The organism is Streptomyces spongiicola, assembly GCF_003122365.1.
In the GTDB taxonomy this organism is placed as follows: Bacteria; Actinomycetota; Actinomycetes; order Streptomycetales; family Streptomycetaceae; genus Streptomyces; species Streptomyces spongiicola.
In genome coordinates this window covers 701,633-725,189 of sequence record NZ_CP029254.1, presented here as the reverse complement: position 1 = coordinate 725,189, position 23,557 = coordinate 701,633, and the positions used below count along the sequence as shown (strand labels likewise).

At 72.6% G+C, this 23,557-nt stretch carries 19 protein-coding genes; 13 read left to right on the top strand and 6 right to left on the bottom strand.

Annotated features, from left to right (window positions below; genetic code table 11):
* Positions 1–16 precede the first annotated feature (16 nt).
* The 7 genes from DDQ41_RS03045 (at position 17) to DDQ41_RS03010 (ending at position 6,152) form a co-directional block, all read left to right on the top strand.
* Positions 17–817 carry a cell division protein FtsQ/DivIB gene (locus DDQ41_RS03045; protein ID WP_109293079.1) on the top strand — a complete coding sequence of 267 codons (801 nt, stop codon included), beginning with the start codon at positions 17–19 and terminating at the stop codon, positions 815–817.
* 280 nt (positions 818–1,097) lie between these two features.
* Positions 1,098–2,300, top strand: a complete 1,203-nt coding sequence (gene ftsZ, locus DDQ41_RS03035; RefSeq protein WP_109293077.1) for a cell division protein FtsZ — start codon at positions 1,098–1,100, stop codon at positions 2,298–2,300.
* 28 nt (positions 2,301–2,328) lie between these two features.
* A complete protein-coding gene (gene pgeF / locus DDQ41_RS03030) occupies positions 2,329–3,054 on the top strand; it encodes a peptidoglycan editing factor PgeF (RefSeq protein ID WP_373995467.1) in 726 nt (241 codons plus the stop codon).
* Positions 3,051–3,770, top strand: coding sequence for a YggS family pyridoxal phosphate-dependent enzyme (locus DDQ41_RS03025; protein ID WP_109293075.1), 720 nt, complete (start codon positions 3,051–3,053; stop codon positions 3,768–3,770). Before pgeF ends, DDQ41_RS03025 begins: the two co-directional genes overlap by 4 nt.
* 134 nt (positions 3,771–3,904) lie before the next feature.
* Positions 3,905–4,549, top strand: a complete 645-nt coding sequence (locus DDQ41_RS03020; RefSeq protein ID WP_109293074.1) for a cell division protein SepF — start codon at positions 3,905–3,907, stop codon at positions 4,547–4,549.
* A gap of 78 nt (positions 4,550–4,627) precedes the next feature.
* Complete coding sequence (locus tag DDQ41_RS03015; RefSeq protein ID WP_109293073.1) at positions 4,628–4,924, top strand: YggT family protein; 297 nt, start codon at positions 4,628–4,630, stop codon at positions 4,922–4,924.
* Positions 4,925–4,973: 49 nt separating this feature from the next.
* Positions 4,974–6,152, top strand: a complete 1,179-nt coding sequence (locus DDQ41_RS03010) for a DivIVA domain-containing protein (RefSeq protein WP_109293072.1) — start codon at positions 4,974–4,976, stop codon at positions 6,150–6,152.
* Between the two features lie 466 nt (positions 6,153–6,618).
* Here the strand turns inward: DDQ41_RS03010 and ileS are convergent, their stop codons facing one another.
* Positions 6,619–9,774: an isoleucine--tRNA ligase gene (gene ileS, locus DDQ41_RS03005; protein WP_109293071.1), complete on the bottom strand. Its 3,156-nt coding sequence runs from the start codon at positions 9,772–9,774 to the stop codon at positions 6,619–6,621.
* A gap of 578 nt (positions 9,775–10,352) precedes the next feature.
* Between ileS and DDQ41_RS03000 the strand changes: the two genes are divergently transcribed.
* The 5 genes from DDQ41_RS03000 to DDQ41_RS02980 all read left to right on the top strand — a co-directional run bounded on the left by DDQ41_RS03000 (position 10,353) and on the right by DDQ41_RS02980 (position 15,910).
* Complete coding sequence (locus DDQ41_RS03000; RefSeq protein WP_109293070.1) at positions 10,353–11,672, top strand: TraR/DksA family transcriptional regulator; 1,320 nt, start codon at positions 10,353–10,355, stop codon at positions 11,670–11,672.
* Positions 11,673–11,776: 104 nt separating this feature from the next.
* Positions 11,777–12,337 (top strand): signal peptidase II, encoded by a 561-nt coding sequence (gene lspA / locus DDQ41_RS02995; RefSeq protein ID WP_109293069.1) that lies wholly within the window; start codon positions 11,777–11,779, stop codon positions 12,335–12,337.
* A gap of 109 nt (positions 12,338–12,446) precedes the next feature.
* Positions 12,447–13,388: an RluA family pseudouridine synthase gene (locus DDQ41_RS02990; RefSeq protein WP_109293068.1), complete on the top strand. Its 942-nt coding sequence runs from the start codon at positions 12,447–12,449 to the stop codon at positions 13,386–13,388.
* Entirely contained in the window at positions 13,385–13,900 is a 516-nt protein-coding gene (locus DDQ41_RS02985) for a GNAT family N-acetyltransferase (protein WP_109293067.1), read from the top strand. The genes DDQ41_RS02990 and DDQ41_RS02985 overlap by 4 nt, the downstream gene beginning before the upstream one ends.
* 423 nt (positions 13,901–14,323) lie before the next feature.
* Positions 14,324–15,910 (top strand): Na+/H+ antiporter, encoded by a 1,587-nt coding sequence (locus tag DDQ41_RS02980; RefSeq protein ID WP_109293066.1) that lies wholly within the window; start codon positions 14,324–14,326, stop codon positions 15,908–15,910.
* Positions 15,911–16,220: 310 nt separating this feature from the next.
* Here the strand turns inward: DDQ41_RS02980 and DDQ41_RS02975 are convergent, their stop codons facing one another.
* Positions 16,221–17,312, bottom strand: coding sequence for a mechanosensitive ion channel family protein (locus DDQ41_RS02975; RefSeq protein ID WP_109293065.1), 1,092 nt, complete (start codon positions 17,310–17,312; stop codon positions 16,221–16,223).
* A 23-nt stretch (positions 17,313–17,335) separates the two neighbouring features.
* Here DDQ41_RS02975 and DDQ41_RS02970 point away from each other — a divergent pair, with 23 nt between their 5' ends.
* A complete protein-coding gene (locus DDQ41_RS02970; RefSeq protein ID WP_109293064.1) occupies positions 17,336–17,926 on the top strand; it encodes a dienelactone hydrolase family protein in 591 nt (196 codons plus the stop codon).
* A 263-nt stretch (positions 17,927–18,189) separates the two neighbouring features.
* Here the strand turns inward: DDQ41_RS02970 and DDQ41_RS02965 are convergent, their stop codons facing one another.
* From DDQ41_RS02965 to DDQ41_RS02950, 4 genes are all read right to left on the bottom strand, one after another.
* The gene (locus DDQ41_RS02965; protein WP_109293063.1) at positions 18,190–19,890 is read right to left on the bottom strand and encodes an alkaline phosphatase D family protein; all 1,701 of its coding nucleotides are present in this window, start codon (positions 19,888–19,890) and stop codon (positions 18,190–18,192) included.
* 339 nt (positions 19,891–20,229) lie between these two features.
* Entirely contained in the window at positions 20,230–21,042 is an 813-nt protein-coding gene (locus DDQ41_RS02960; RefSeq protein WP_109293062.1) for a DsbA family protein, read from the bottom strand.
* Between the two features lie 69 nt (positions 21,043–21,111).
* Positions 21,112–21,792 carry a hypothetical protein gene (locus DDQ41_RS02955; RefSeq protein WP_109293061.1) on the bottom strand — a complete coding sequence of 227 codons (681 nt, stop codon included), beginning with the start codon at positions 21,790–21,792 and terminating at the stop codon, positions 21,112–21,114.
* Between the two features lie 283 nt (positions 21,793–22,075).
* Entirely contained in the window at positions 22,076–23,401 is a 1,326-nt protein-coding gene (locus DDQ41_RS02950) for a DUF2252 domain-containing protein (protein ID WP_109293060.1), read from the bottom strand.
* Between the last annotated feature and the right edge of the window lie 156 nt (positions 23,402–23,557).

The following is a 23,557-nucleotide window of genomic DNA, read 5'->3' as shown; positions in this document are numbered from 1 at the left end:
GCGAAGGGCAGGGAGCATGGCCGGACCGACGACCGCCGAACGCGGCACCCGCAAGCCCGGCGGCCGGCCGCCGGGCGGCCGGGATCCCAAGGGCCCGGCTCCGCGCCGCCGCCGGCTCCCCGCCCCCCGGCTCCTGGCCTCCCTGCTCGCCGCCGCCGTGCTCACCGGCGGCGGCCTCTGGGTGCTGTACGGCTCCTCCTGGGTCCGGCTGGAGCGTGTCGAGGTGTCCGGCACCCGGGTCCTGACGCCCCGTGAGGTCGAGCTGGCGGCCGGTGTCCCGCTCGGCGGCCCCGTGGTCTCCGTGGACCTGGAAGGGATCGAGGGCAGGCTCCGCGACCGGCTCGCCCGGATCGACTCGGTGGAGGCGGAGCGCTCCTGGCCGCACGGCGTCGAGTTGCGTGTGACGGAGCGGAAGCCGGTCCTGCTGATGCGCAAGGGCGCCCGGTACGTCGAGGTCGACGCGAAGGGCGTCCGGTTCGCCACGGTGGACAAAGCGCCCGAGGCCGTACCGCTGGCGGAACTGACGGCCAATCAGCAGCCGGGCGCCCGGCGGTTCGGGGGGCAGCGCCTGCTGAGGGAGGCGGCCCTGGCCGTCTCACGTCTCCCGGCCCCGATCGTCAGGGATCTCCTGAGTGTGCAAGTCATTTCGTACGATTCGCTTACTCTGAAGTTGACGCGCGACCGCGAGGTGATGTGGGGCAGCAGCGAGGACGGCGAACTCAAGGCCCGCGCGCTGGGTGCCCTGATGAAAGCCGCCCCCCGCGCCGGACGCTACGACGTGAGTGTCCCCACCGCTCCTGCGGCATCGGCGAGTTGACGCACGAACACGCAGGCCAGCACCCTGGTTGGTCAGCGCAACGGCTGATCACATAGGGTGAAAAGAAAAACGGGAGGTTCGGCGTGTTCGTTGAACGCACGCCACGTGTCGACTTAGTGTCTCGTCCGAGAGAGTCCAGGAAGCAGGGACACTGGTAACCCTAAACTTCAACGTTAGGGTTCGGGTCGGCATTTCGGACCGTCCCAATCGGCATCCGTCGTCGCGGCGCGGCCACCACCGCGGAGCGGCGACTCGTAACTCGAGGCGAGAGGCCTTCGACGTGGCAGCACCACAGAACTACCTCGCAGTCATCAAGGTCATCGGTGTCGGCGGCGGTGGTGTCAATGCCATCAACCGAATGATCGAGGTCGGTCTCAAGGGCGTCGAGTTCATCGCGATCAACACGGACGCGCAAGCACTGTTGATGAGCGACGCCGACGTCAAGCTCGACGTCGGCCGCGAACTCACCCGCGGCCTCGGGGCCGGAGCCAACCCGGCCGTCGGTCGCAAGGCGGCAGAGGACCACCGAGAGGAGATCGAGGAGGTCCTCAAGGGGGCCGACATGGTCTTCGTCACCGCCGGTGAGGGCGGCGGCACCGGCACCGGCGGCGCGCCCGTCGTGGCCAACATCGCGCGCTCGCTCGGCGCCCTGACCATCGGTGTGGTCACCCGGCCCTTCACCTTCGAGGGCCGCCGCCGCGCCAACCAGGCCGAGGACGGCATCGCCGAGCTGCGCGAGGAGGTCGACACCCTCATCGTCATCCCGAACGACCGGCTGCTGTCCATCTCGGACCGCCAGGTGAGCGTGCTCGACGCCTTCAAGTCCGCGGACCAGGTGCTGCTGTCCGGCGTCCAGGGGATCACCGACCTCATCACCACACCCGGTCTCATCAACCTCGACTTCGCCGACGTCAAGTCCGTCATGTCCGAGGCGGGCTCCGCCCTCATGGGCATCGGCTCGGCCCGCGGCGACGACCGCGCGGTGGCCGCGGCCGAGATGGCGATCTCCTCGCCGCTGCTGGAGGCCTCCATCGACGGGGCCCGCGGTGTGCTGCTCTCCATCTCCGGCGGCTCCGACCTCGGCCTGTTCGAGATCAACGAGGCCGCCCAGCTGGTGAGCGAGGCCGCCCACCCCGAGGCCAACATCATCTTCGGTGCCGTCATCGACGACGCGCTGGGCGACGAGGTGCGGGTCACCGTCATCGCGGCCGGGTTCGACGGCGGCCAGCCCCCCGCCCGCCGTGACAACGTGATCGGTGCCGCCTCCGCCAAGCGCGAGGAGCCCGCCCCGGCGTCCCGGCCGGAGCCGCCGCGCTCCCTCGGCGGACTCGGCACCGTGACGCCGCGCGAGGAGACCGCCCCCGAGCCGGCCCCCGCGGCGAACGAGATCCCCGTGACGCACTCCTCCTCGCCGCAGGTGCCGCCGGCCCGGCCGTACGACAGCTCGGCGGAGGAGCTGGACGTCCCGGACTTCCTGAAGTGATCCTGAAGTGATAGCGGAGCACAACCGGGTGGGCGGCGCCCACTTCGCCTTCACCGACCGGTGGGGCGGGGTGAGCGCCGCTCCGTACGACGAGCTCAATCTCGGCGGCGCGGTCGGTGACGACCCCGCCGCCGTGCGTGCGAACCGGGAACTCGCCGCCGGGCGGCTGGGCGTCGAGCCGGCACTCGTGGTCTGGATGAACCAGGTGCACGGCCGGGAGGTCGCCGTCGCCGAAGGCCCCTGGACCGGCACGGACGTCCCCGCCGTCGACGCGGTGGTCACCGCCCGGCGCGGACTCCCGCTCGCGGTGCTCACCGCCGACTGCACCCCGGTGCTGCTGGCCGACCCGGTCGCCGCGGTGGTGGGCGCGGTGCACGCCGGACGCCCCGGGATGGTCGCCGGAGTGGTGCCGGCGGCGGTCGGGGCGATGGTCGCCCTCGGCGCCGACCCCTCCCGTATCACCGCCCGGACCGGTCCCGCGGTCTGCGGGCGGTGCTACGAAGTGCCCGCGGAGATGCGGGCGGAGGTCGCCGCGGCCGAGCCGGCGGCGTGGTCCGAGACCGCCTGGGGCACCCCCGCAGTGGATGTCGCCGCCGGAGTGCACGCGCAGCTCGGGGCGCTCGGTGTGCGCGACCGGAGCGCGTCGCCGGTCTGCACACTGGAGTCGGGAGACCACTTCTCCTACCGGCGCGACCGCACCACCGGGCGGCTGGCCGGATATGTCTGGCTGGACCGCGAGGAAGACGACGCATGACCGACCGCAGAACCGAACTCGCCGAGAACCTGGCGCGGGTGGAGGAACGTATCGCCTCCGCTTGCGCCGCGGCCGGGCGCAAGCGGGAGGAGGTGACGCTGATCGTGGTCACCAAGACCTATCCGGCGAGCGACGTCCGTCTGCTGCACGGACTCGGGGTGCGCCACGTGGCCGAGAACAAGGACCAGGAGGCGGCCCCGAAGGCGGCCGCCTGCTCGGATCTGTCGCTCACCTGGCACTTCGTCGGTCAACTCCAGACCAACAAAGCCCGTTCCGTGGCCGGTTACGCCGATGTCGTGCAGTCGGTCGACCGACCCAAGCTCGTACGCGCCCTCTCGGCGGCGGCGGTACGCGCCGAACGCGAACTGGGCTGCCTGGTCCAGGTCGCCCTCGACGCGGAGTCCGGCCGGCAGGGCGACCGGGGGGGCGTGGCGCCGGACGGCGTCGAGGAGTTGGCCGCAGCCGTGGACGGGGCCCCGGGCCTCCGGCTCGACGGGCTGATGGCGGTCGCCCCCCTCTCGGGGCCGTACACCGGGCGTCAACAGGCCGCTTTCGAGCGGCTGATGGAATTCTCATCCCGCCTGCACGCGAACCATCCGGCTGCGAACATGGTGTCGGCGGGGATGAGTGGGGACCTCGAGCAGGCCGTGGCGGCCGGAGCGACACATGTGCGCGTCGGTACGGCGGTACTCGGAGTCCGACCCCGGCTCGGGTAACGTCGCGAAGCAAGTCGGACCACAGTAGAAAATATGGTCATTTCCGTCGAAAGGCGGACGGGCCCAGTGGATCGCGGGTACTTGGTGACGTAGCCGAACGAAGCCGATCCACCACAGAGCGGAGGACTCAGAGAATGGCCGGCGCTATGCGCAAGATGGCGGTCTACCTCGGCCTCGTGGAGGACGATGGGTACGACGGCCGGGGATTCGACCCCGACGACGACTTCGAACCCGAGATGGAGCAGGAGCCCGAGCGGGACCGTCGCCGGCACCAGCCCCCGCATCAGGTGGAACGGGAGGAGCCGGTGCGCGTGGTTCAGCCGCCGGCCCCGCGCGAGTCCGCGCCGCGACCGGCCGCCGCGTCCCCGTCCCCGGCGGCCCTCGCCGCAGAATCCGGACGTCCGGCGCGAATCGCCCCCGTGGCATCCATCACACCTGAACGTCCCAGTCTGGAGAAGAACGCACCGGTGATCATGCCCAAGGTCGTGTCCGAGCGGGAGCCCTACCGCATCACCACGCTGCACCCGCGGACCTACAACGAGGCCCGTACCATCGGGGAACACTTCCGCGAGGGCACCCCGGTGATCATGAATCTGACCGAGATGGACGACACCGACGCCAAGCGACTTGTCGACTTCGCGGCGGGGCTCGTCTTCGGTCTCCATGGCAGCATTGAGCGGGTGACTCAGAAGGTCTTCCTCCTCTCGCCTGCTAACGTCGATGTCACGGCGGAGGACAAGGCCCGCATCGCAGAGGGCGGGTTCTTCAACCAGAGCTAGAACGAGCCAGAGCACGACCGAGGGAACGACCCGGCCGCAGGGCCGGACAACGAGAGCCAGGGGAGAGGGAAGCGCGGGATGAGCGTCGCACTGCAGGTGGTCTACATCGCGCTGATGTGCTTCCTCATCGTGCTGATCTTCCGGCTGGTCATGGACTACGTCTTCCAGTTCGCCCGCTCGTGGCAACCCGGGAGGGCGATGGTGGTCGTCCTGGAGGCCACCTACACTGTCACCGATCCACCGCTCAAGCTTCTGCGGCGGTTCATTCCGCCGCTGCGTCTCGGGGGCGTGGCACTCGATCTGTCCTTCTTCGTTCTGATGATCATCGTCTACATCCTGATCTCCGTCGTGAGCAGCGTGGGGAGAGGGATGTGAACGGTACGGTCTTGCCGACTGCCGACGACTACGTAGAGGTGAAGTAGAGATGCCGCTGACCCCTGAGGACGTGCGGAACAAGCAGTTCACGACCGTCCGCCTCCGAGAAGGCTACGACGAGGACGAGGTCGATGCCTTTCTAGACGAGGTCGAGGCCGAGCTGACGCGCCTCCTCCGGGAGAACGAGGACCTCCGCGCGAAGCTGGCGGCGGCGACCCGGGCGGCCGCGCAGAACCAGCAGCAGGGGATGCGCAAGCCGCCGGAGCCGCAGGACGGCCGCGGTCCCGGCGCCCCCGTTCCAGCCGCCATATCCGGTCCCCCGGTCCAGCAGCAGCCCCCGCAGATGGGTCCCCCCCAACTGCCCGGTGGTGCGCCTCAGCTGCCGGCCGGTCCCGGTGGTCACGGTCCTCAGGGCCACCCGCAGGGCCATCCCCAGGGTCACCCGCAGGGCCACTCGCAGGGTCACCCCCAGGGCCACTCGCAGGGCCACCCCCAGGGTGGTCCGATGGGTCCCGGCCCGATGCAGGGCGGTCCCATGGGCGGCCCGATGGGCGGCCCCATGGGTGGTCACGGCGGTCATGGCGGTCCGCAGCTCCCGGGCCAGGGCCCGGGCGGGGACAGCGCCGCACGTGTGCTGTCGCTGGCCCAGCAGACCGCCGACCAGGCGATCGCGGAGGCCCGTTCCGAGGCCAACAAGATCGTCGGCGAGGCCCGTTCGCGTGCGGAGGGCCTGGAGCGGGACGCCCGTGCCAAGGCGGACGCGCTGGAGCGGGACGCTCAGGAGAAGCACCGCGTCGCGATGGGTTCGCTGGAGTCCGCCCGCGCCACGCTGGAGCGCAAGGTCGAGGACCTGCGCGGCTTCGAGCGCGAGTACCGCACACGCCTGAAGTCGTACCTCGAGAGCCAGCTGCGCCAGTTGGAGACCCAGGCCGACGACTCGCTGGCCCCGCCGCGGACACCGGCGGCCGCCTCGCTGCCCCCGTCCCCTTCGATGGCTCCGGCGGGCGCCGGTGCCCCGTCGTTCGGCGGCAACCAGGGCATGGGCGGCAACCAGGGCATGGGCGGCAACCAGGGCATGGGCGGTGCCCCGTCCTACGGCGGTCAGCAGCAGATGTCCCCGGCGATGACGCAGCCGATGGCACCGGTCCGGCCGCAGGGCGGCCCGCAGCCGATGCAGCAGGCGCCGTCGCCGATGCGCGGATTCCTGATCGACGAGGACGACAACTGACGGCGGGTTAGGGCGCGAAGCGCGCTCGGCCGTCGGCAGGCCGCAACGGGCCGGGCCCGGGACTTCAGTCCCGGGCCCGGCCCGTTGGGCGTGGAGGGCGGCGCCGGCCCGGCAGCGGGCGCCGCGCCCGCTGCCGCACACGAACCCGGGGCGCCCGCGCGCCGCCCACCGCTCCGCTGTCCCTCCGAGTGGCGCGGGCCCGGTGCGACCGGCCCCCGACCCGCGGCCGGCCGCACCGCCGCGACTGCCGCCGTAACAGCGCGCCGGCCGCCGGGGATGCCCGGTACCGGTCCGTGGATGCCGTCGGATGCCGGTGACGGTGGTGACGGTGGTGACGGCGGTGACGGTGGTGACGGCGGTGGACGGCGGTGGACGGCGGAAGACGCCCGTGGACGCGGGTGGGTGCCGACGCGAAGGGTCCGGCCCCCGGAAGGGGCCGGACCCTCGACGCGCGGCGCGGTACGCGTCACGCCTTGCGGAGACGGAACGTCAGGGAGAGACCCTCGTCCGTGAACGGCGATCCGTACGCGTCGTCGCCCTCGCCCGTCGCGAAGTCCGTCGCCAGGACCTCGTCGGCGATCAGCCCGGAGTGCTCGGTGAGCGCCGAGGCGACCTCGGCGTCCGGGGACGACCACCGGAGCGCGATGCGGTCGGCGACGTCCAGCCCGCTGTTCTTGCGCGCCTCCTGGATCAGCCGGATCGCGTCACGGGCGAGCCCCGCCCGCCGAAGCTCCGGAGTGATCTCCAGATCGAGCGCGACCGTGGCGCCCTGGTCGGAGGCGACCGACCAGCCCTCGCGGGGCGTCTCCGTGATGATGACCTCCTCCGGGGAGAGGGTCACCTGCTCGCCGGCGACCTCGATCACGGCCGAACCGGACCGCAGCGCCAGTGACAGCCCGGCCGCGTCCGCCGCGGCCACGGCCTTGGCGACGTCCTGCACGCCCTTGCCGAAGCGCTTGCCCAGCGCGCGGAAGTTCGCCTTCGCCGTGGTGTCGACGAGGGAGCCGCCGCCCGCCGGGCCAACGGAGGAGTCAGTCAGCGACGCCAGGGCGGAGACGTTGAGTTCCTCGGTGATCTGCGCGTGCAGTTCGGGAGGCAGGGACTCGAAGCCGGGGGCCGCGACCAGTGCCCGCGACAGCGGCTGCCGGGTCTTCACACCCGACTCCGCGCGGGTCGCACGGCCCAGTTCCACCAGCCGGCGGACCAGCGCCATCTGCCGGGACAGCTCCGGGTCCACGGCGGACAGGTCGGCCTCGGGCCAGGTCGCGAGGTGCACGGACTCCGGGGCCTCCGGCGTCACCGGCACCACGAGGTCCTGCCACACGCGCTCGGTGATGAACGGGGTGAGCGGGGCCATCAGCCGCGTCACGGTCTCGACCACGTCGTGGAGGGTGCGCAGCGCCGCCGGGTCGCCCTGCCAGAACCGCCGGCGGGAGCGGCGGACGTACCAGTTCGACAGATCGTCCACGAAGGACGCGACCAGCTTGCCGGCGCGCTGGGTGTCGTACGCCTCCAGCGCCTGCGTCACCCGGTCGGCCAGCGCGTGCAGTTCCGAGAGGAGCCAGCGGTCGAGCACCGTGCGCTCCGCCGGCGCCGGGTCGGCCGCCGACGGCGCCCACCCGGAGGTGCGGGCGTACAGCGCCTGGAAGGCCACCGTGTTCCAGTACGTGAGCAGCGTCTTGCGTACGACCTCCTGGATGGTGCCGTGCCCCACCCGGCGAGCCGCCCAGGGCGATCCCCCGGCGGCCATGAACCAGCGCACGGCGTCGGCGCCGTGCTGGTCCATGAGCGGGATCGGCTGCAGGATGTTGCCCAGGTGCTTGGACATCTTGCGGCCGTCCTCGGCGAGGATGTGGCCGAGGCAGACGACGTTCTCGTACGACGACCTGTCGAAGACCAGCGTGCCGACGGCCATCAGCGTGTAGAACCAGCCGCGGGTCTGGTCGATCGCCTCGGAGATGAACTGCGCCGGGTAGCGCTTCTCGAAGATCTCCTTGTTCCGGTACGGGTAGCCCCACTGGGCGAACGGCATGGACCCCGAGTCGTACCAGGCGTCGATGACCTCGGGAACCCGGGTGGCCGTCGAGGAGCACTGCGGGCAGTCGAAGGCGACCGCGTCGATGAAGGGGCGGTGCGGGTCCAGGCCCGACTGGTCCTCCCCGGTGAGCGCGCTCAGTTCGGCGAGCGAGCCCACGACGGTGAGGTGGTCGTCCTCGCAGCGCCAGATCGGCAGCGGGGTGCCCCAGTAGCGGTTCCGCGACAGGGCCCAGTCGATGTTGTTGTCGAGCCAGTCTCCGTACCGGCCGGTCTTGACCGACTCCGGGAACCAGTTGGTGTTCCGGTTCTCCGCGAGGAGCCGGTCCTTGATCGCGGTGGTGCGGATGTACCACGACGGCTGCGCGTAGTAGAGCAGCGCCGTGTGGCAGCGCCAGCAGTGCGGGTAGCTGTGCTCGTACGGGACGTGCCGGAACAGCAGGCCGCGTGCGGCCAGGTCCCGGGTGAGGCCCTCGTCGGCCTTCTTGAAGAAGACGCCGCCGACGAGCGGCACGTCCTCCTCGAAGGTGCCGTTGGAGCGGACCGGGTTCACCACGGGGAGCCCGTAGGAGCGGCAGACCCTGAGGTCGTCCTCGCCGAAGGCGGGGGACTGGTGGACCAGTCCGGTGCCGTCGTCCGTCGTCACGTACTCGGCGTTGACCACGTAGTGGGCGGGCGCCGGGAAGTCGACGAGTTCGAACGGGCGGCGGTAGCCCCACCGCTCCATCTCGGAGCCCGTGAAGGTTTGGCCGGTGGCCTCCCAGCCTTCGCCGAGGGCCTTCTCCAGCAGCGGTTCGGCGACGACGAGCCGCTCCTCGCCGTTGGTGGCCACCACGTAGGTGACACCGGGGTGGGCGGCCACCGCGGTGTTGGACACCAGGGTCCACGGGGTCGTCGTCCAGACCAGCAGCGACGCCTCGCCCGCGAGCGGGCCCGAGGTCAGCGGGAAGCGGACGAAGACGGACGGGTCGACGACGGTCTCGTAGCCCTGCGCCAGCTCGTGGTCGGACAGGCCGGTGCCGCAGCGCGGGCACCAGGGGGCGACTCGGTGGTCCTGGACCAGCAGGCCCTTGTCGAAGATCTGCTTCAGGGACCACCACACGGACTCGATGTACTCGGGGTCCATGGTCCGGTACGCCTCGTCGAGGTCGACCCAGTAGCCCATGCGGGTCGTCAGCTCGGCGAAGGCGTCGGTGTGGCGGGTCACTGACTCGCGGCACTTCGCGTTGAACTCCGCGATGCCGTACGCCTCGATGTCCTGCTTGCCGTTGAAGCCGAGTTCCTTCTCGACGGCGAGTTCGACGGGCAGGCCGTGGCAGTCCCAGCCCGCCTTTCGGGCCACGTGGTAGCCCCGCATGGTCCGGAAGCGCGGGAAGACGTCCTTGAAGACCCGGGCCTCGATGTGGTGGGCGCCGGGCATGCCGTTGGCCGTGGGCGGGCCCTCGTAGAAGACCCACTCGGGGCGGCCCTCGGACTGGTCGAGGCTCTTGGCGAAGACCTTGTTCTCGCGCCAGAAGTCGAGCACGGCGTGTTCGAGCGCGGGGAGGTCGACCTGGGCGGGTACCTGGCGGTACTGCGGCGGCGTCATGTACGGGCTCCTCCAACGGAGTGTGTCTGTTCCGTCGGAGGGACGAGAGCCGATGCGCTGCGCTCCCGCGGTACCACCCTCCTTGGCTCTCCGGCGCGCGGCCGGGGAGCCCCCTCATTGGGGCAGCGATGCCGGTTCTACCGGCCCCCGGTGTCCCCGCGGGCGTTCTTCCGGCGGCTCCGGGGTGATCCTTCGCACCGCGCTCGCCCCCGGGCTCTCACCGTCCCCGGGTCGCTCATGGCCGCGTACGACGCTACTCGTCCCCATCCATGCCTTTCGCTTCGCCCAGTGTACGGGCCCGGCGCCCACGGGGCCGACCGGATTTCCGGGGTGCTCGGACCGGCCGGCACCGGTCCTGCGGACGACCCGGACGGCCGTATCGGGCCGGGTCGGTCCCGGCGGCGCGCGCCCGGCGGGTTAGGGGGCGGGGAGCTGGGCACAACGGATGCAGGCTCGCGTTGGGGAAGGCGCGGGGCGGGCCGGATGAGCGGCGTGCCCCGTTGCCGCGGCGCTGGGGTCGATTTATCGTCCCAGCACGATGCGCGAGCAAGATCACAATATGTGAAGGGGCCGCGGCCATGGTGGCGAAGAAGACCGCCGTGAAGAAGACGGCGTCAGCGAGGTCCACCGCCGCTGCGGGGGCGGCGGCCGAGGAGACGAACGGCAGGAAGCGCGTCGTCGCGAAGAAGACCGCCCGGAGGGTGGCCGAGGAGGTCGCCTCCGGTGCGGACGCGCACGCCCCGGCCGGTGCCGGGGCCTCCGCGGAGCCCGCGGGGCAGGCTGCCGAGCCCCCGAGGAGCACCGCGCGGAAGAGCACGACGGCCACCGGGCGGTCCGCCAAGGCCCGGGCCGCCGGCACCCGGCGGCCCGCGGCGGCGGGGAGCCCGAAGGGCCGGGCCCGGGAGCACCCGGCCGACCCGGCCGAGGAGGCGGACGGGCGGGGTGGAGCGACCGCCGAGCCCGCGAAGGAGCCCGGTGGCCGGAAGCAGGCGAGGAAGGCGACGGCCCGGGCCGCGGCGAAGGCGGGCGCCGGCTCGAAGGGCACCGGCGAGGCGCGGAGTGCGGACGCGGTCCCGAGGGCCTCCGGCGCGGGCAGGACCGCGGCGGCCGGGAAGGAGACGTCGGCGGCGAGGAAGACCGCGGCCGGGAAGAAGACCGCGGCGGCCGGGAAGGAGACGGCGGCAGGGAAGAAGACCGCAGCCGGGAAGAAGACCGCAGCCGGGAAGAAGGCCGCGGCAGGGAAGAAGACGGCGGTCGGCAGGAGGACCGCGGCCGGTGAGGCGGCCGCCGCGGGGAAGGCGCAGGCCGGGAAGGCGACCGGCCGGAGGGCGGCTGCGAGGGCAGGCGCCGGGAAGGCCGCCGGGGCGGCCGAGGAAGCGGTCGAGGCCGCGGAGCAGACAGGAGCCAGGACGGTGGCAGCCAAGAAGAGCGCGGGCGGGTCCGCCACGGCCGCTGGGGGCACCGCGCCGCCGGTGCCGGGGACCCGTGTGGCCGCGGCACCGGGGGACCTCGCGGTGCGGCCGGGGGAGGACCCGTGGACGCCCGAAGAGGTCGCCGAGGCGCGCGCCGAGCTGGAGAGCGAGCTGGCCCGGCTGCTGGCGGAGATCAGCCACTCCGAGGAGGCGCTGACCGGGCTGATGCGTGACTCCGGGGACGGTGCGGGGGACGACCAGGCCGACACCGGCACCAAGAACATCACGCGCGAGCACGAGATGGCGCTCGCCGCCAACTCCCGCGAGATGGTCGAGCAGACCGAGCGTGCCCTGCACCGGCTGGACGCGGGCACCTACGGCCTGTGCGAGGTGTGCGGGAACCCGATCGGGAAGGCCAGGATGCAGGCGTTCCCCCGGGCGACCCTGTGTGTGGAGGACAAGCAGAAGCAGGAGCGGCGGGGCTGACCCGCGCACCCGGCTCCGGTCCGTCCGCACGGTGTCCGGAGCCGGGTGCGCCAGGTGCGTGCCGTACCCTCGTGACCAGTCAGCACCTAGGTTGAGGGACTCACGTGGCAGAGGCGGAGCGCATCATCGGTACGCCGGACGTAGACGACGGGGCCGCGGCTCCCGCCGAGCGGCCGAGGGGCAGGCGCCGGATCTTCGTCCTGTTCTCGGTGGCGGCCGTGGCCTACGCGCTGGACCTGGCCAGCAAGATGCTGGTCGTCGCGAAGCTGGAGCACCACCGGCCGATCCGGGTCATCGGCGACTGGCTCACGTTCGAGGCGGTCCGCAACCCCGGTGCCGCGTTCGGTTTCGGCGAGGCGTTCACGATCATCTTCACGATCATCGCGGCGGTGGTGATCGTGGTGATCGTGCGGCTGGCGCGCAAGCTCTACAGCCTTCCGTGGGCCATCGCGCTGGGACTGCTGCTGGGCGGGGCGCTGGGCAATCTCACGGACCGGATCTTCCGTTCGCCGGGGGTCTTCGAGGGCGCGGTCGTCGACTTCATCGCGCCGAAGCACTTCGCCGTGTTCAACCTGGCGGACTCGGCGATCGTCTGCGGCGGCATCCTGATCGTGATCCTGTCGTTCCGGGGCCTGGACCCGGACGGCACCGTCCACAAGGACTGAGACCGCGACGGTACGGTCCGCGAGGACCGGGGTTCCCCGGCCCGGCGGACGGAGGCGGGTTGTCCACAGGCGGGCCCGGCGACCGGGACCGGCAGGGCATACTCGACGGGTGAGCACGATTCCCGAAACCCGCACCCTGCCCGTTCCCGACGGCCTCGAGGGCGAGCGCGTCGACGCCGCCATATCGCGCATGTTCGGCTTCTCCAGGACGAAGGCGGCCGAGCTCGCTGCCGCGGGCAAGGTCCAGGTCGACGGCTCGGTGGTGGGCAAGTCCGAGCGGGTGCGCGGCGGGGCCTGGCTCGAGGTGGAGATGCCGCAGGCCCCCGCACCGGTGCAGGTCGTCGCCGAGCCGGTCGAGGGCATGGAGATCGTGCACGACGACGAGGACGTCGTCGTGGTCGTCAAGCCGGTCGGGGTGGCCGCCCACCCGAGCCCGGGATGGACCGGGCCGACGGTGATCGGCGGACTGGCCGCGGCCGGGTACCGGATCTCGACGTCGGGCGCGGCGGAGCGGCAGGGCATCGTGCACCGGCTGGACGTCGGCACGTCCGGGCTGATGGCGGTCGCCAAGTCGGAGCGCGCGTACTCCCTGCTGAAGCAGCAGTTCCGGGAGCGCACGGTCGACAAGCGCTACCACGCACTGGTCCAGGGCCACCCGGACCCGCTGAGCGGCACGATCGACGCGCCCATCGGCCGGCACCCCCAGCACGACTACAAGTGGGCCGTGACCGCCGAGGGCAAGCCCTCCGTCACGCACTACGACCTGATAGAGGCGTTCCGAGCCGCGTCGCTGCTGGACATCAAACTGGAGACCGGCCGTACGCACCAGATCCGGGTGCACATGGCCGCCCACCGGCACCCCTGCGTCGGCGACCTCACCTACGGCGCCGACCCGACGATGGCGCGGCGGCTGGGGCTGACCCGCCAGTGGCTCCACGCGGTGCGCCTGGGCTTCGAGCATCCGGCGGACGGCCGCTGGGTCGAGTTCGCCAGCGGCTATCCCGAGGATCTCCAGGCGGCGCTGGACCGGATCGCCGCGGAGAGCGCGTGAGCGGGCACCCGGAAGCGGGGCTCCCGCCGCCGGACGGCGCCCCGGGCGGTTACGCCGTCCGCGAGGCGACGGACCCCGCGGACCGCGAGGCGTGCTTCTCGGTGCGCAAGGAGGTCTTCGTGGTCGAGCAGCGAGTGCCGCAGGAGATCGAGTACGACGCGTACGACGCCGAGGGCGCGGACACGGTCCACGTCCTGGCCGTCGGCCCGGAGGGCCCGCTGGGCACGGGGCGGCTGCTGTACGGCCCGGCGGCGGCCGGCAAGACCGGGGGCGACCCGTCGGTCGGTTCCCTGGGGCGTCTCGCGGTGACCAGGGCCGCCCGCGGCCTCGGCGTCGGGGCGGCGCTGGTCCGTGCGATCGAGTCCGCGGCCCGCGGACGCGGGCTGACCGCAGTCGACCTGCACGCGCAGACGCATGCGCTGCCGTTCTACGAGCGCCTGGGCTACCAGGCCTACGGCCCGGAGTTCCCGGACGCGGGCATCCCCCACCGCGCCATGCGCCGAGCGCTCTGACGGCGTTCCCGGGCCGGCGCGACCGCAGGTCCGTCGTGCCCGGGCCCCGCCTTCCGGGTCTGCCGCGTCCGTCGTGCCCGGTCCGGGTCCGTCGTGTCCGGTCCGGGTCTGCTGGGTCTGCTGGGTCTGCCGGGTCCGTTGTGTCCGGCGTTCCCGGGCCGGTGCGACCGCAGGTCCGTCGTGTCCGGTCCGGGTCCGCCGGGTCTGCCGGGTCCGCCGTGTCCGGTCAGGGTCCGCAGGGTCCGCCGCGGCCCCGTTCCGGTGCGCCGTCGACGCGCCGCCCTGCGGCGGGAGCCCGCCGTGGCCGGCCCCTTGACGGGTGTTCAGCAGGCCCTCGGGCTGGGCCTATGCGGATGAATCAGGTCAAACGCATGGCACGCTGGAGGCGGTGATCGTCGCAGGACAGACCGTCGAGGGGCGCTCGTGGACCAACTGGCTCTGCTGTTCGTGCTGTTGCTGGGGGCCGTGGTCACCGTGCCGCTCGGGGAGCGGCTCGGGCTGCCCGCGCCGGTGCTGATGACGCTCCTCGGAGCCGTCCTCGCCCTGCTGCCCTTCGTCCCGAACGTCGCCCTCCCGCCCGATCTCATCCTCCCGCTGCTGCTCCCCCCGCTGCTGTACGCCGCCGCCCAGCGCACGTCCTGGCGGCAGTTCACCGCCAACATCCGGCCGATCCTGCTGCTCGCCGTGGCGCTGGTCCTCGTCACCACCACTGCCGTCGCGGCCGTCGCGCAGGCTGTCTTCCCCGCGCTGCCGATCGCCGCGGCGGTCGTCCTGGGCGCGCTCGTGGCCCCGCCGGACCCGGTCGCCGCGACCGCCGTCGCGGGATCCCTCGGGCTGCCCCGCAGACTCGTGTCGATCCTCGAGGGCGAGGGGCTGTTCAACGACGTCACCGCGATCGTGCTGTACCACGTGGCGGTCGGCGCGGTCGTCAGCGGCACGTTCTCGTGGCCCGGGGCCGCGGGTGAACTGGTGCTCTCCGCAGTCGTCGCCGTCGTCGTCGGACTCGCGCTCGGCCGGCTCTCCAAGTGGCTGATGGGCCTGCTCGACGACCCGACCCTGCAGATCGGGCTCACCCTGCTCGTGCCGTTCGTCAGCTATGTGATCGCCGAGGACCTGCTCGGCTCCGGTGTGCTCGCGGTGCTGGTCACCGCCCTCTACCTGGCCGAGCACGCAGTCGAGGCCGACGACGTGCTCTGGCGGCTCGCGGGCAACACCTTCTGGCAGGTCGTGGACACCCTGGTGACCGGTGTCGCCTTCGGCCTCATCGGGCTGGAGCTGTACCACGTGTTCGGCACCGCCGACAGCCCGGGCGGACGGCTGGTGGCGGGGTCCGTGCTCGTCGTCGCCACCGTCATCGGAGTACGGCTGCTGTATCTGCTGCCAGCCGCCTGGCTCACCAGGCGGCTCCACCGGCGCCGCGACTACGACGAGGAGATTCCCGTCGGCTGGCGCGAGACCGTGGTCATGTGGTGGTCCGGGATGCGGGGCGTGGCCTCGGTCGCGCTGGCCCTGGCGATCCCGCTGCGTACCGAGGACGGGTCACCGTTCCCGGGCCGGGACGTGATCGTCTTCATCGCCTTCGCGGTGATCATGACGACCTTGGTCCTCCAGGGACTGACGCTGCCCTGGCTCGTCAAGCGGCTCGGCGTACGGGCCGACACCGGCGCCGAACGTGCGCTGGAGCGCGACCTCGCGCTGCGCGCGGCGCGGGCGGCCAAGCACCGGCTGAAGGAGATCGAGGAGGTCGAGGAGCTGCCGGAGGACATCGCGGACCGGCTTCAGCGGGCGGCGTACGACATCGGTACCCGGATCAGTCCGGACATCGTCGACGAGGAGCGCCGTGAGTGGTTCACCAGGCGGGCGGGCCGGCAGCGGACATTTCTGCGGGTGCAGCGCGAGCTGCTGTCGGCCGCCCGGCACGAGGTGCTCGCCGCACGCAGCGAGCCGGGCGTGGACCCCGAGGTCGTCGACCGCGTCCTCCAGCACCTGGACGTGCGCAGTCTGCGCTGAACGGCCCGTTGCCGGCGCTCCGTCCCGTCCTGCTCCGTCCCGCCCTGTCGCGCTCCATCCCGTACCGCTCCGTCCGGTCGCGCTCCGTCCCGCTCCATCCCGTCCGGTCGCGCTCCGTTCCGTCTCGTTCCGTCCCGTTCCGTCCCGGGCCGGCCGCCGACGGTCTCGCACCGGCTCCGGGAGACGGCGGAGCCGCAGGGCCGGTGCGCGGCGCGCACCCTGGTGACCGGTGCGCCGCGTTCGAGGACCCGCTGGAGGAGGCCGCACTCGGGTCCGCGAGGCCCCCGCACGCCACACCGCCCGGCCCCGGCTACCCCCGCCCGGTGCGCTGGGCGGGCGTCTCCGGCTGGGTGTGCACCGCCGGCGGGGGGACCGCCTGGGACGTGGCGATGCGGGGGAGTGCGTAGGGGTGGTGGTCGCCGAGCCAGGTGATCAGCTGCTCGCGCACGACGCACCGTACCGTCCAGATGTCGTTCGCGTCCTTCGCGGTGACCACGGCCCGGACGACCATGGTGTTCGGGGTGGTGTCCGTGACGGCGAGCGACCAGTCGCGGCCGTCCCAGGCCGGGCACCCGCGCAGGACGTCGTGCAGCTTCTCGCGCATCTCGTGTACCGGTGCCGTGTGGTCGAGGTGGAAGAAGACCGTGCCGGTCATCTGCACGCCGCCCCGCGACCAGTTCTCGAACGGCTTGCTGGTGAAGTACGACACAGGCATCGTGATCCGCCGCTCGTCCCAGGTCCGCACCGCGAGGAAGGTGAGCGTCACCTCCTCCACCGTGCCCCACTCGCCGTCGACGACGACGGTGTCCCCGATGCGCACCATGTCGCCGAAGGCGATCTGGAAGCCGGCGAACAGGTTGCCCAGAGTGGACTGGGCCGCCACACCGGCGACGATGCCGAGGACACCGGCGGAGGCCAGCAGCGAGGCGCCCAGCTTGTCCATGCCGGGGAAGGTGAGCAGCATCGCCGCCACGGCGACCACGGCGACCAGGGCGGTGACGATCCGCTGGACCAGCGCGACCTGGGTGCGCACCCGGCGCACCCGTGCCAGGTCCCGGGAGGTCGCCGCGAAGCGGGAGTACGAGGCCTCCACCACCGCGGCGGCGATCCGCACCACCAGCCAGGCCGACGCGGCGATCAGGACCAGGGTCAGGACATGGCCTATCAGGCCCTCGTTCTCCTCGATGAGCGTGATGGCGGTCTCCGTGTAGGTCCCTCGCAGCAGCGCGGCCAGCACCACCACCTGCAACGGCACCCGGCAGCGCCGCAGCAGGCCCCACAGCGGTGTATCGCTGTGCCGGACGTCCGCGCGGCGCAGCAGCCGGTCGGTGAGCCACCCCAGCAGCAGCGTGAGGAGCACGGAACCGACGAGGACGATCAACGGGCGAAGCACGTTCTCCATGCCCTCGAACGTAACCTGACCGGATGGACATCATGCTTTTCCATTCGGCGCACGGCCTGCGCCCCGCCGTGCCCGCCGCCGCCGGGCGGCTGCGAGCGGCAGGCCACCGGGTGTGGACCCCGGACCTGTTCGACGGCCGGGTGCACTCCAGTGAGGAGGAGGGCAGGGCGTACCAGGACGAGGTCGGAGTGGACGAGCTGCTGAGGCGGGCGATCGCCGCCGCCGCACCGCACTCCGAGCGCGGGCTCGTGTACGCGGGGTTCTCGCTGGGCGCCGCCGTCGCCCAGAACCTCGCCCTCGGCGACGTGAGGGCCCGCGGGCTCCTGCTGCTGCACGGCACCTCCGATATCGCGGAGCACGCGTACGCGCAGGACCTGCCCGTACAACTGCACGTCGCCGATCCGGACCCGTTCGAGCCGCACGACTGGCTCACCGCCTGGTACCTGCGGATGGGCAGGGCCGGGGCGGACGTCGAGGTCCACCGCTACCCCGGTGCGGGGCATCTGTACACCGACCCCGGCCTCCCCGACCACGACGAGGAGGCGGCGGGCCGGACGTGGCGCGTGGCGCTCGGCTTTCTGGAGACGCTCGAGGAGCCGGCGGATCCCGCGTAGCCGAGGGACCGTCGCGGTGGTAACGGTGACGGCGAGGGAGGCGGCCGGCCCCCGGCCTCCGGCCTCCGGCCCCCGGGCCCCGGGGCGGTGCGGCCGGCACCGGGCCTTCCGGGTGCTGTGAGGACCCCTCGAACCGGAGGCGGGAACCGGAGGGACTCCGGGCCGAATGGCCCCGGACCTCCGGGGCGGGGAGCGGCCGGGCCCCGGGCCCCGGGAGCGCGGGGGCGGGCCGGCCGCAGGGTCCCGCACGGTCAGGGTGGGCTTCAGCGCACCGGCCGGCTGACGCGCTCGACCTGCTGGGTGCCGCTCAGCGTCCGGTACGAGCGCGCCCAGACCGCGGAGGCGTCCTGTCGCGTCCGGTCGGAGAGGGTGTAGTAGTCCATCTGCGAGCGCTCGGCGGTCACGTCCAGCACGCCGTAGCCGTGGTGGTCCATGTCGAGCCACTTCACATGGCGGTTGGCGGCCCTGACGGCGGTGGCCGCCACCAGGGACACCGTGCCGGGGGCGACACGCAGGATGTCGTCGAGGTTGTCGGAGGTCACCGACGTCACCACGAACTCGGTCGCCGCCGACCTCGAAACCGGGTACGTGGCCGCCGTGACCGGCACGTCGTTGGCCCACGCCATGTGGATGTCGCCGGTGAGGAAGACGGTGTTCTCGATCCCCCGGTCGGTCAGATGCCTCAGCAGTTCCCTCCGGTCGTCGGTGTAGCCGTCCCACTGGTCCACGTTGACCGCGAGCCCCTCCCGCGGCAGCCCGAGCAGTCCGGCTATCGGCCCCAGCAGATGGGCGGGTACGGAACCGAAGGCCACCGGTGAGATCATCACCGAGGTGCCGACGAGCTTCCAGGCGGCGTCGGAGGACGCCAGGCCCGCCTTCAGCCAGTCGAGCTGGGCCCGGCCGGTGATCGTGCGCTCCGGGTCGTCGACCCTGCCGCTGCCCACCGACGCCTGCTCGGAGCGGAAGGACCGCAGGTCCAGCAGATGCAGATCGGCCAGCCTGCCGAAGCGCAGCCGGCGGTAGACCGTGCCCTCCGTGGAGGTGCGCACCGGCATCCACTCGAAGTAGGCCTGCTTCGCCGCGGCGGCCCGGGCCGCGTAGTCGCCCTCGGTGCCGGGAGTGTGGTTCTGCGCGCCGCCGGACCAGGCGTCGTTGGCGATCTCGTGGTCGTCCCAGATCGCGACGAGCGGATGGGCGGCGTGCATCGCCTGGAGGTCGGGGTCGGTCTTGTACGTGCCGTGCCGGGCTCGGTAGTCGGAGAGCGTCGTGATCTCGTGGGCGGGCTCGTGCCGGCGCACCACGTACTTGTCCGCGGGGTAGCTGCCGGTGCCGTACTCGTAGATGTAGTCGCCGAGGTGCAGGACCGCGTCCAGGTCGGCGCGGGCCGCGAGATGGCGGTACGCGGCGAAGTACCCGGACTCCCAGTTGGCGCAGGACACCACGCCGAAGCGCACCCCCGGCGCGGCGGCGTCCGCCGCGGGCGCGGTCCGGGTACGGCCGGTCGCGGACACGTTGCCGCCGGAGGCGAAGCGGAAGTAGTAGGCGGTCGCCGGGCGCAGGCCCCTGACGTCGACCTTGACGGTGTGGTCGGCGGCCGCGGTGGTCGTGGCGAGCCCGCCTGCGACGACCCTGGTGAAGCCCTGGTCCTCGGCGATCTCCCAACCCACCTCGGCGGCGGGGCCCTTGCCGGAGCCGGGCAGTGCGTCGGGGGACGGGGTGACACGGGTCCACAGCAGTACGCCGTCGGGGAGCGGGTCGCCCGAGGCGACCCCGTGGCGGAAGGCCGTGCCCTGTTCCGAGGCGAAGGCGGGGGAGGAGGCCGCGAGCGCGGGGACGGCGGCGGTGGCGACGGCGGTGGCGGCGGCGGTGGCGGCGGCGGTGGCGGCGGCGGTGGCGGCGGCGGTGGCGGCGGCGGCCTTGACGACCGAGCGGCGGCTGGGGGATGAGGTGAGTCTACTGGTCACGGGCGGTCAGACTACTGACCGGTAGTGCGAACTGGCAGGCGAATTCAGGAAAGTTCGCCTGCCGGATCCCGACTGTCCGCCCGTCCGCCACCCGGCGGGGGCGGCCCGGAAGCAGACGGCTGACGGCTGACGGCTGAGGCTGACTGCGGGCGGCGGGCGGCGGGCGGTGGGCGGCACAGACGGCTGACGGGCTGGCTGCGGGCGTCGGGTCCTGCCGGGAGGCGGTGGGCCCGGACGCGGCCCGCTCCGGCCGTCTGTACCGGGGCTGCTACGGCGAGTGGGCCGTGCGCCGGGAAGTCCCGGCGCACGGCCCACGTCCGAGTCCGCTGCGGTGCGGCGTCAGCCCTTGAGAGCCTTGTCGACCGCGGCGTTGAACTGCTCGGCCGTCATGGGCGCGTTCTCGCTGCCCTCCGCGACCACCTTCTTGCCGTCCATCCTCAGGGTCGGCGTGCCGGTCACCCCGCTGTCGTCGAACGTCTCGGACATCTTCAGCGCCCAGGCGTCGAAGGTGCCGTTCTCGACGTTCTTCCTGAACTCGGCGTTGTTCTTCAGCGCGTCCACCGAGTCGGCGACCTCCAGCAGGTACGCGTCCTCGGCGAACTTGTCCTCGCTCTCCGCCGGGTGGAACTTCTCGGAGTAGAGCGCCGCCTTGAAGTCCAGGAACGCCTCGGGGCTCACGTCGAGCGCGGCGCCGAGGGCGGAGAGGGCGTTCTTGGAACCCTCGCCGTTGTCGCTGTTGTCGATGAACGTCGCGCCGACGTACCGCAGCTTGTACTTGCCCGCGTCCACGTCCTTCTTCATGGTCTCGCCGACCGCCTGCTCGAACGTCGCGCAGACCGGGCAGCGCGAGTCCTCGTAGACCTCCAGGGTCTTCTCGGCGGCCGGCTTGCCGACGACGACCGTGGTGCCGTTCTCACCCTCGGTGTTCCGGGGCTCGACGACCTTCGCGTCCTTCGCCGCCTCCCAGGCCGAGGGCTTGTTGGCCTGCATGACGGCGTAGCCGATGCCGCCGGCGGCCGCCAGGACCGCGACGGTCGAGGCGGCGACGACGAGCTGCCGCCTGATCCTGTCCTTCTTCGCCTGGCGTTCGCGCTCCAGACGCAGACGCTCGCGGGCGGCGGCCTTGTTGGCGCGGCTGTTTCGTGCACTCATGACTTGTTCTCTCCGGGTGGAAGTCCGTGGGAAGGGCGGGGAAGAGGCCGTGCGGTGACGTGCCGGGCCTCAGACGGGAGCCGCAGCCGGCCGAGGCGGTCCCCTGCGTCGCACGGAGTGCACGAAGTGATGGGCGCGTGCGGTGGACGGGCGGGCCGCCACCCGCGTCGGGGGACGGGCGGCGGTGCGCCGGCGGACGACCGCGACGGCGATCAGCAGCGGCCGGAACGCGGCCAGGGCCGCCGCGCGGAGCAGACCCGCGAGCGCCGACTCGCCGCGGCGCAGCCAGGCCGCGGCGGCCAGTCCGACGGAGACATGGGCCGCCAGCAGCAGCCAGGGAACATGCGGGTCGGGGGAGTCGACCAGCGCGGCGAGCCGGCCGTCGGCCGCCGCCACTCCGGGCAGCCGCGTCCCGGCGGCGCCGCCGCAGAAGACGTCTACCCCGACCGCCCGGAGCGAACCGGCGACGGGCCCGCCCGCGGCGCCGTAGCAGACGTGCTGGCCGGCCGTGAAGACCGTGTCCGCCGCCAGCTCCAGGGGGACCAGCACGGCCGCTATGGGCCCGTACCCACGCTCCCGGCCCGCCAGGGCGTACGTGACGAGGAACACTCCGCCGGCGACCGCCGCGACGGCCGGCACCGGCAGCGGCACCCCGGAGAGCAGCACATGGGAGGCCACGGACAGCGTCACGGCGAATGCCGTGAAGACCGCCGCCCGCAGCCCTCTGAGGCGGGTCTCGCCTATGTGCACGGGGCTCCTGACTGGGTGAACGTCCTCTGCGACTCCGGCTCCCCGGCGGGGCCCGCGGGGAATCCGGGCATCGTCTGGAGTGTGCCATGCCGTTCGGTAGGAGGCCCCTAAGGATCCGGCCTTCCCGTCTTCGGCGGCGAGCGGTACGGCACTGCGCGGTGAACGGGATCCCGCGGTGACCGGGATCCCGCGGCCACGCTCCGAAGGGGCTGGCCGTACCGGCGTACCGGCGTACCGGCGTGTGCCTGCCCGCGGCCCCGCCCTCCCGCGCGTGACCGGCCGGCTACAGCCCGGGGATCCTGCCGTTGCGGAACAGGTCCACGAAGATCTGGTGGTCGGCGCGGGCCCGGGCGCCGTAGTCGTGCGCGAAGTCCACCAGGAGTTCCCCGAAGCCGTCCTCGTCCGCCGCGATCGCCGCGTCGATGGCCCGCTCGGTGCAGAAGGGCACCAGGGCGTGGCCGCTCTCGTCGTCCGCCGCCGCGTGCATGGCCGCCGTCGCCCGGCCGAGGTCGGCGACGACCGCGGCGATCTCCTCCGGGTCGTCGATGTCCGACCAGTCCAGGTCCACCGCGTACGGGGAGACCTCGGCGACCAGCTGACCCGAGCCGTCCAGCTCCGTCCAGCCCAGCCACGGGTCCGCGTGCGCCTGGAGGGCGCGCTGCGAGATCACCGTACGGTGCCCCTCGTGGTGGAAGTAGCTCCGCACCCGCTCGTCCGTGACGTGCCGGGACACCGCCGGGGTCTGCGCCTGCTTCAGATAGATCACGACGTCGTTCTCCAGGGCGTCGCTGTTGCCCTCCAGCAGGATGTTGTACGACGGCAGGCCGGCGGAGCCGATGCCGATGCCGCGCCGCCCGACCACGTCCTTCACCCGGTACGAGTCGGGCCGGTCGAGGCTGGACTCGGGCAGGGTCTCCAGATAGCCGTCGAACGCCGCCAGCACCTTGTAGCGGGTCGCCGCGTCCAGCTCGACCGCCCCGCCGCCCCCGGCGAAGCGCCGTTCGAAGTCGCGGATCTCGGTCATCGAGTCCAGCAGCCCGAAGCGGGTGAGCGAGCGGGCGCTGTGCAGCGCCTCCAGCAGCGGGCCCTCCGCGGTGTCCAGGGTGAAGGGCGGCACCTCGTCGTTCTTCGCGCCGGTGGCCAGTGCGTGGACGCGCTCGCGGTAGGCGGCGGCGAAGACCCGTACCAGCCCGGTGATCTGCTCGTCGCTGAGCGCCTTGGTGTAGCCGATCAGTGCCAGCGAGGCGGAGAGCCGCTTGAGGTCCCAGGTGAAGGGGCCCACGTACGCCTCGTCGAAGTCGTTGACGTTGAAGATCAGCCGTCCGTTGGAGTCCATGTAGGTGCCGAAGTTCTCGGCGTGCAGATCGCCGTGGATCCAGACCCGGCCGGTGCGGTCGTCCAGGTACGGGCCGGAGTGCTGCTCGCGCTCCAGGTCGGCGTAGAACAGGCTCGCCGAGCCCCGGTAGAAGGCGAAGGCCGAGGCCGCCATCTTGCGGAACTTCACCCGGAACGCGGCCGGGTCGGCGGCCAGGAGCTCGCCGAAGGCGGTGCCGAACACGGCGAGGATCTCCTCGCCGCGCTCGCCGGCCGGGGGCTGGTGGACCGACATCGCTGGGTGCCTCCTGGTGCGTCAGGTGGGGGACGGGTGTCCGCCCGGGTCAACGCACGACGGTAGTGCGGAGTGCCCGGGCGCGCGGGGCACTCCGTGCCTTCGGGTGTCCGGCGCGTCCGCCCGCCCTCGGGCCTTCGGGTGTCCGGCGCGTCC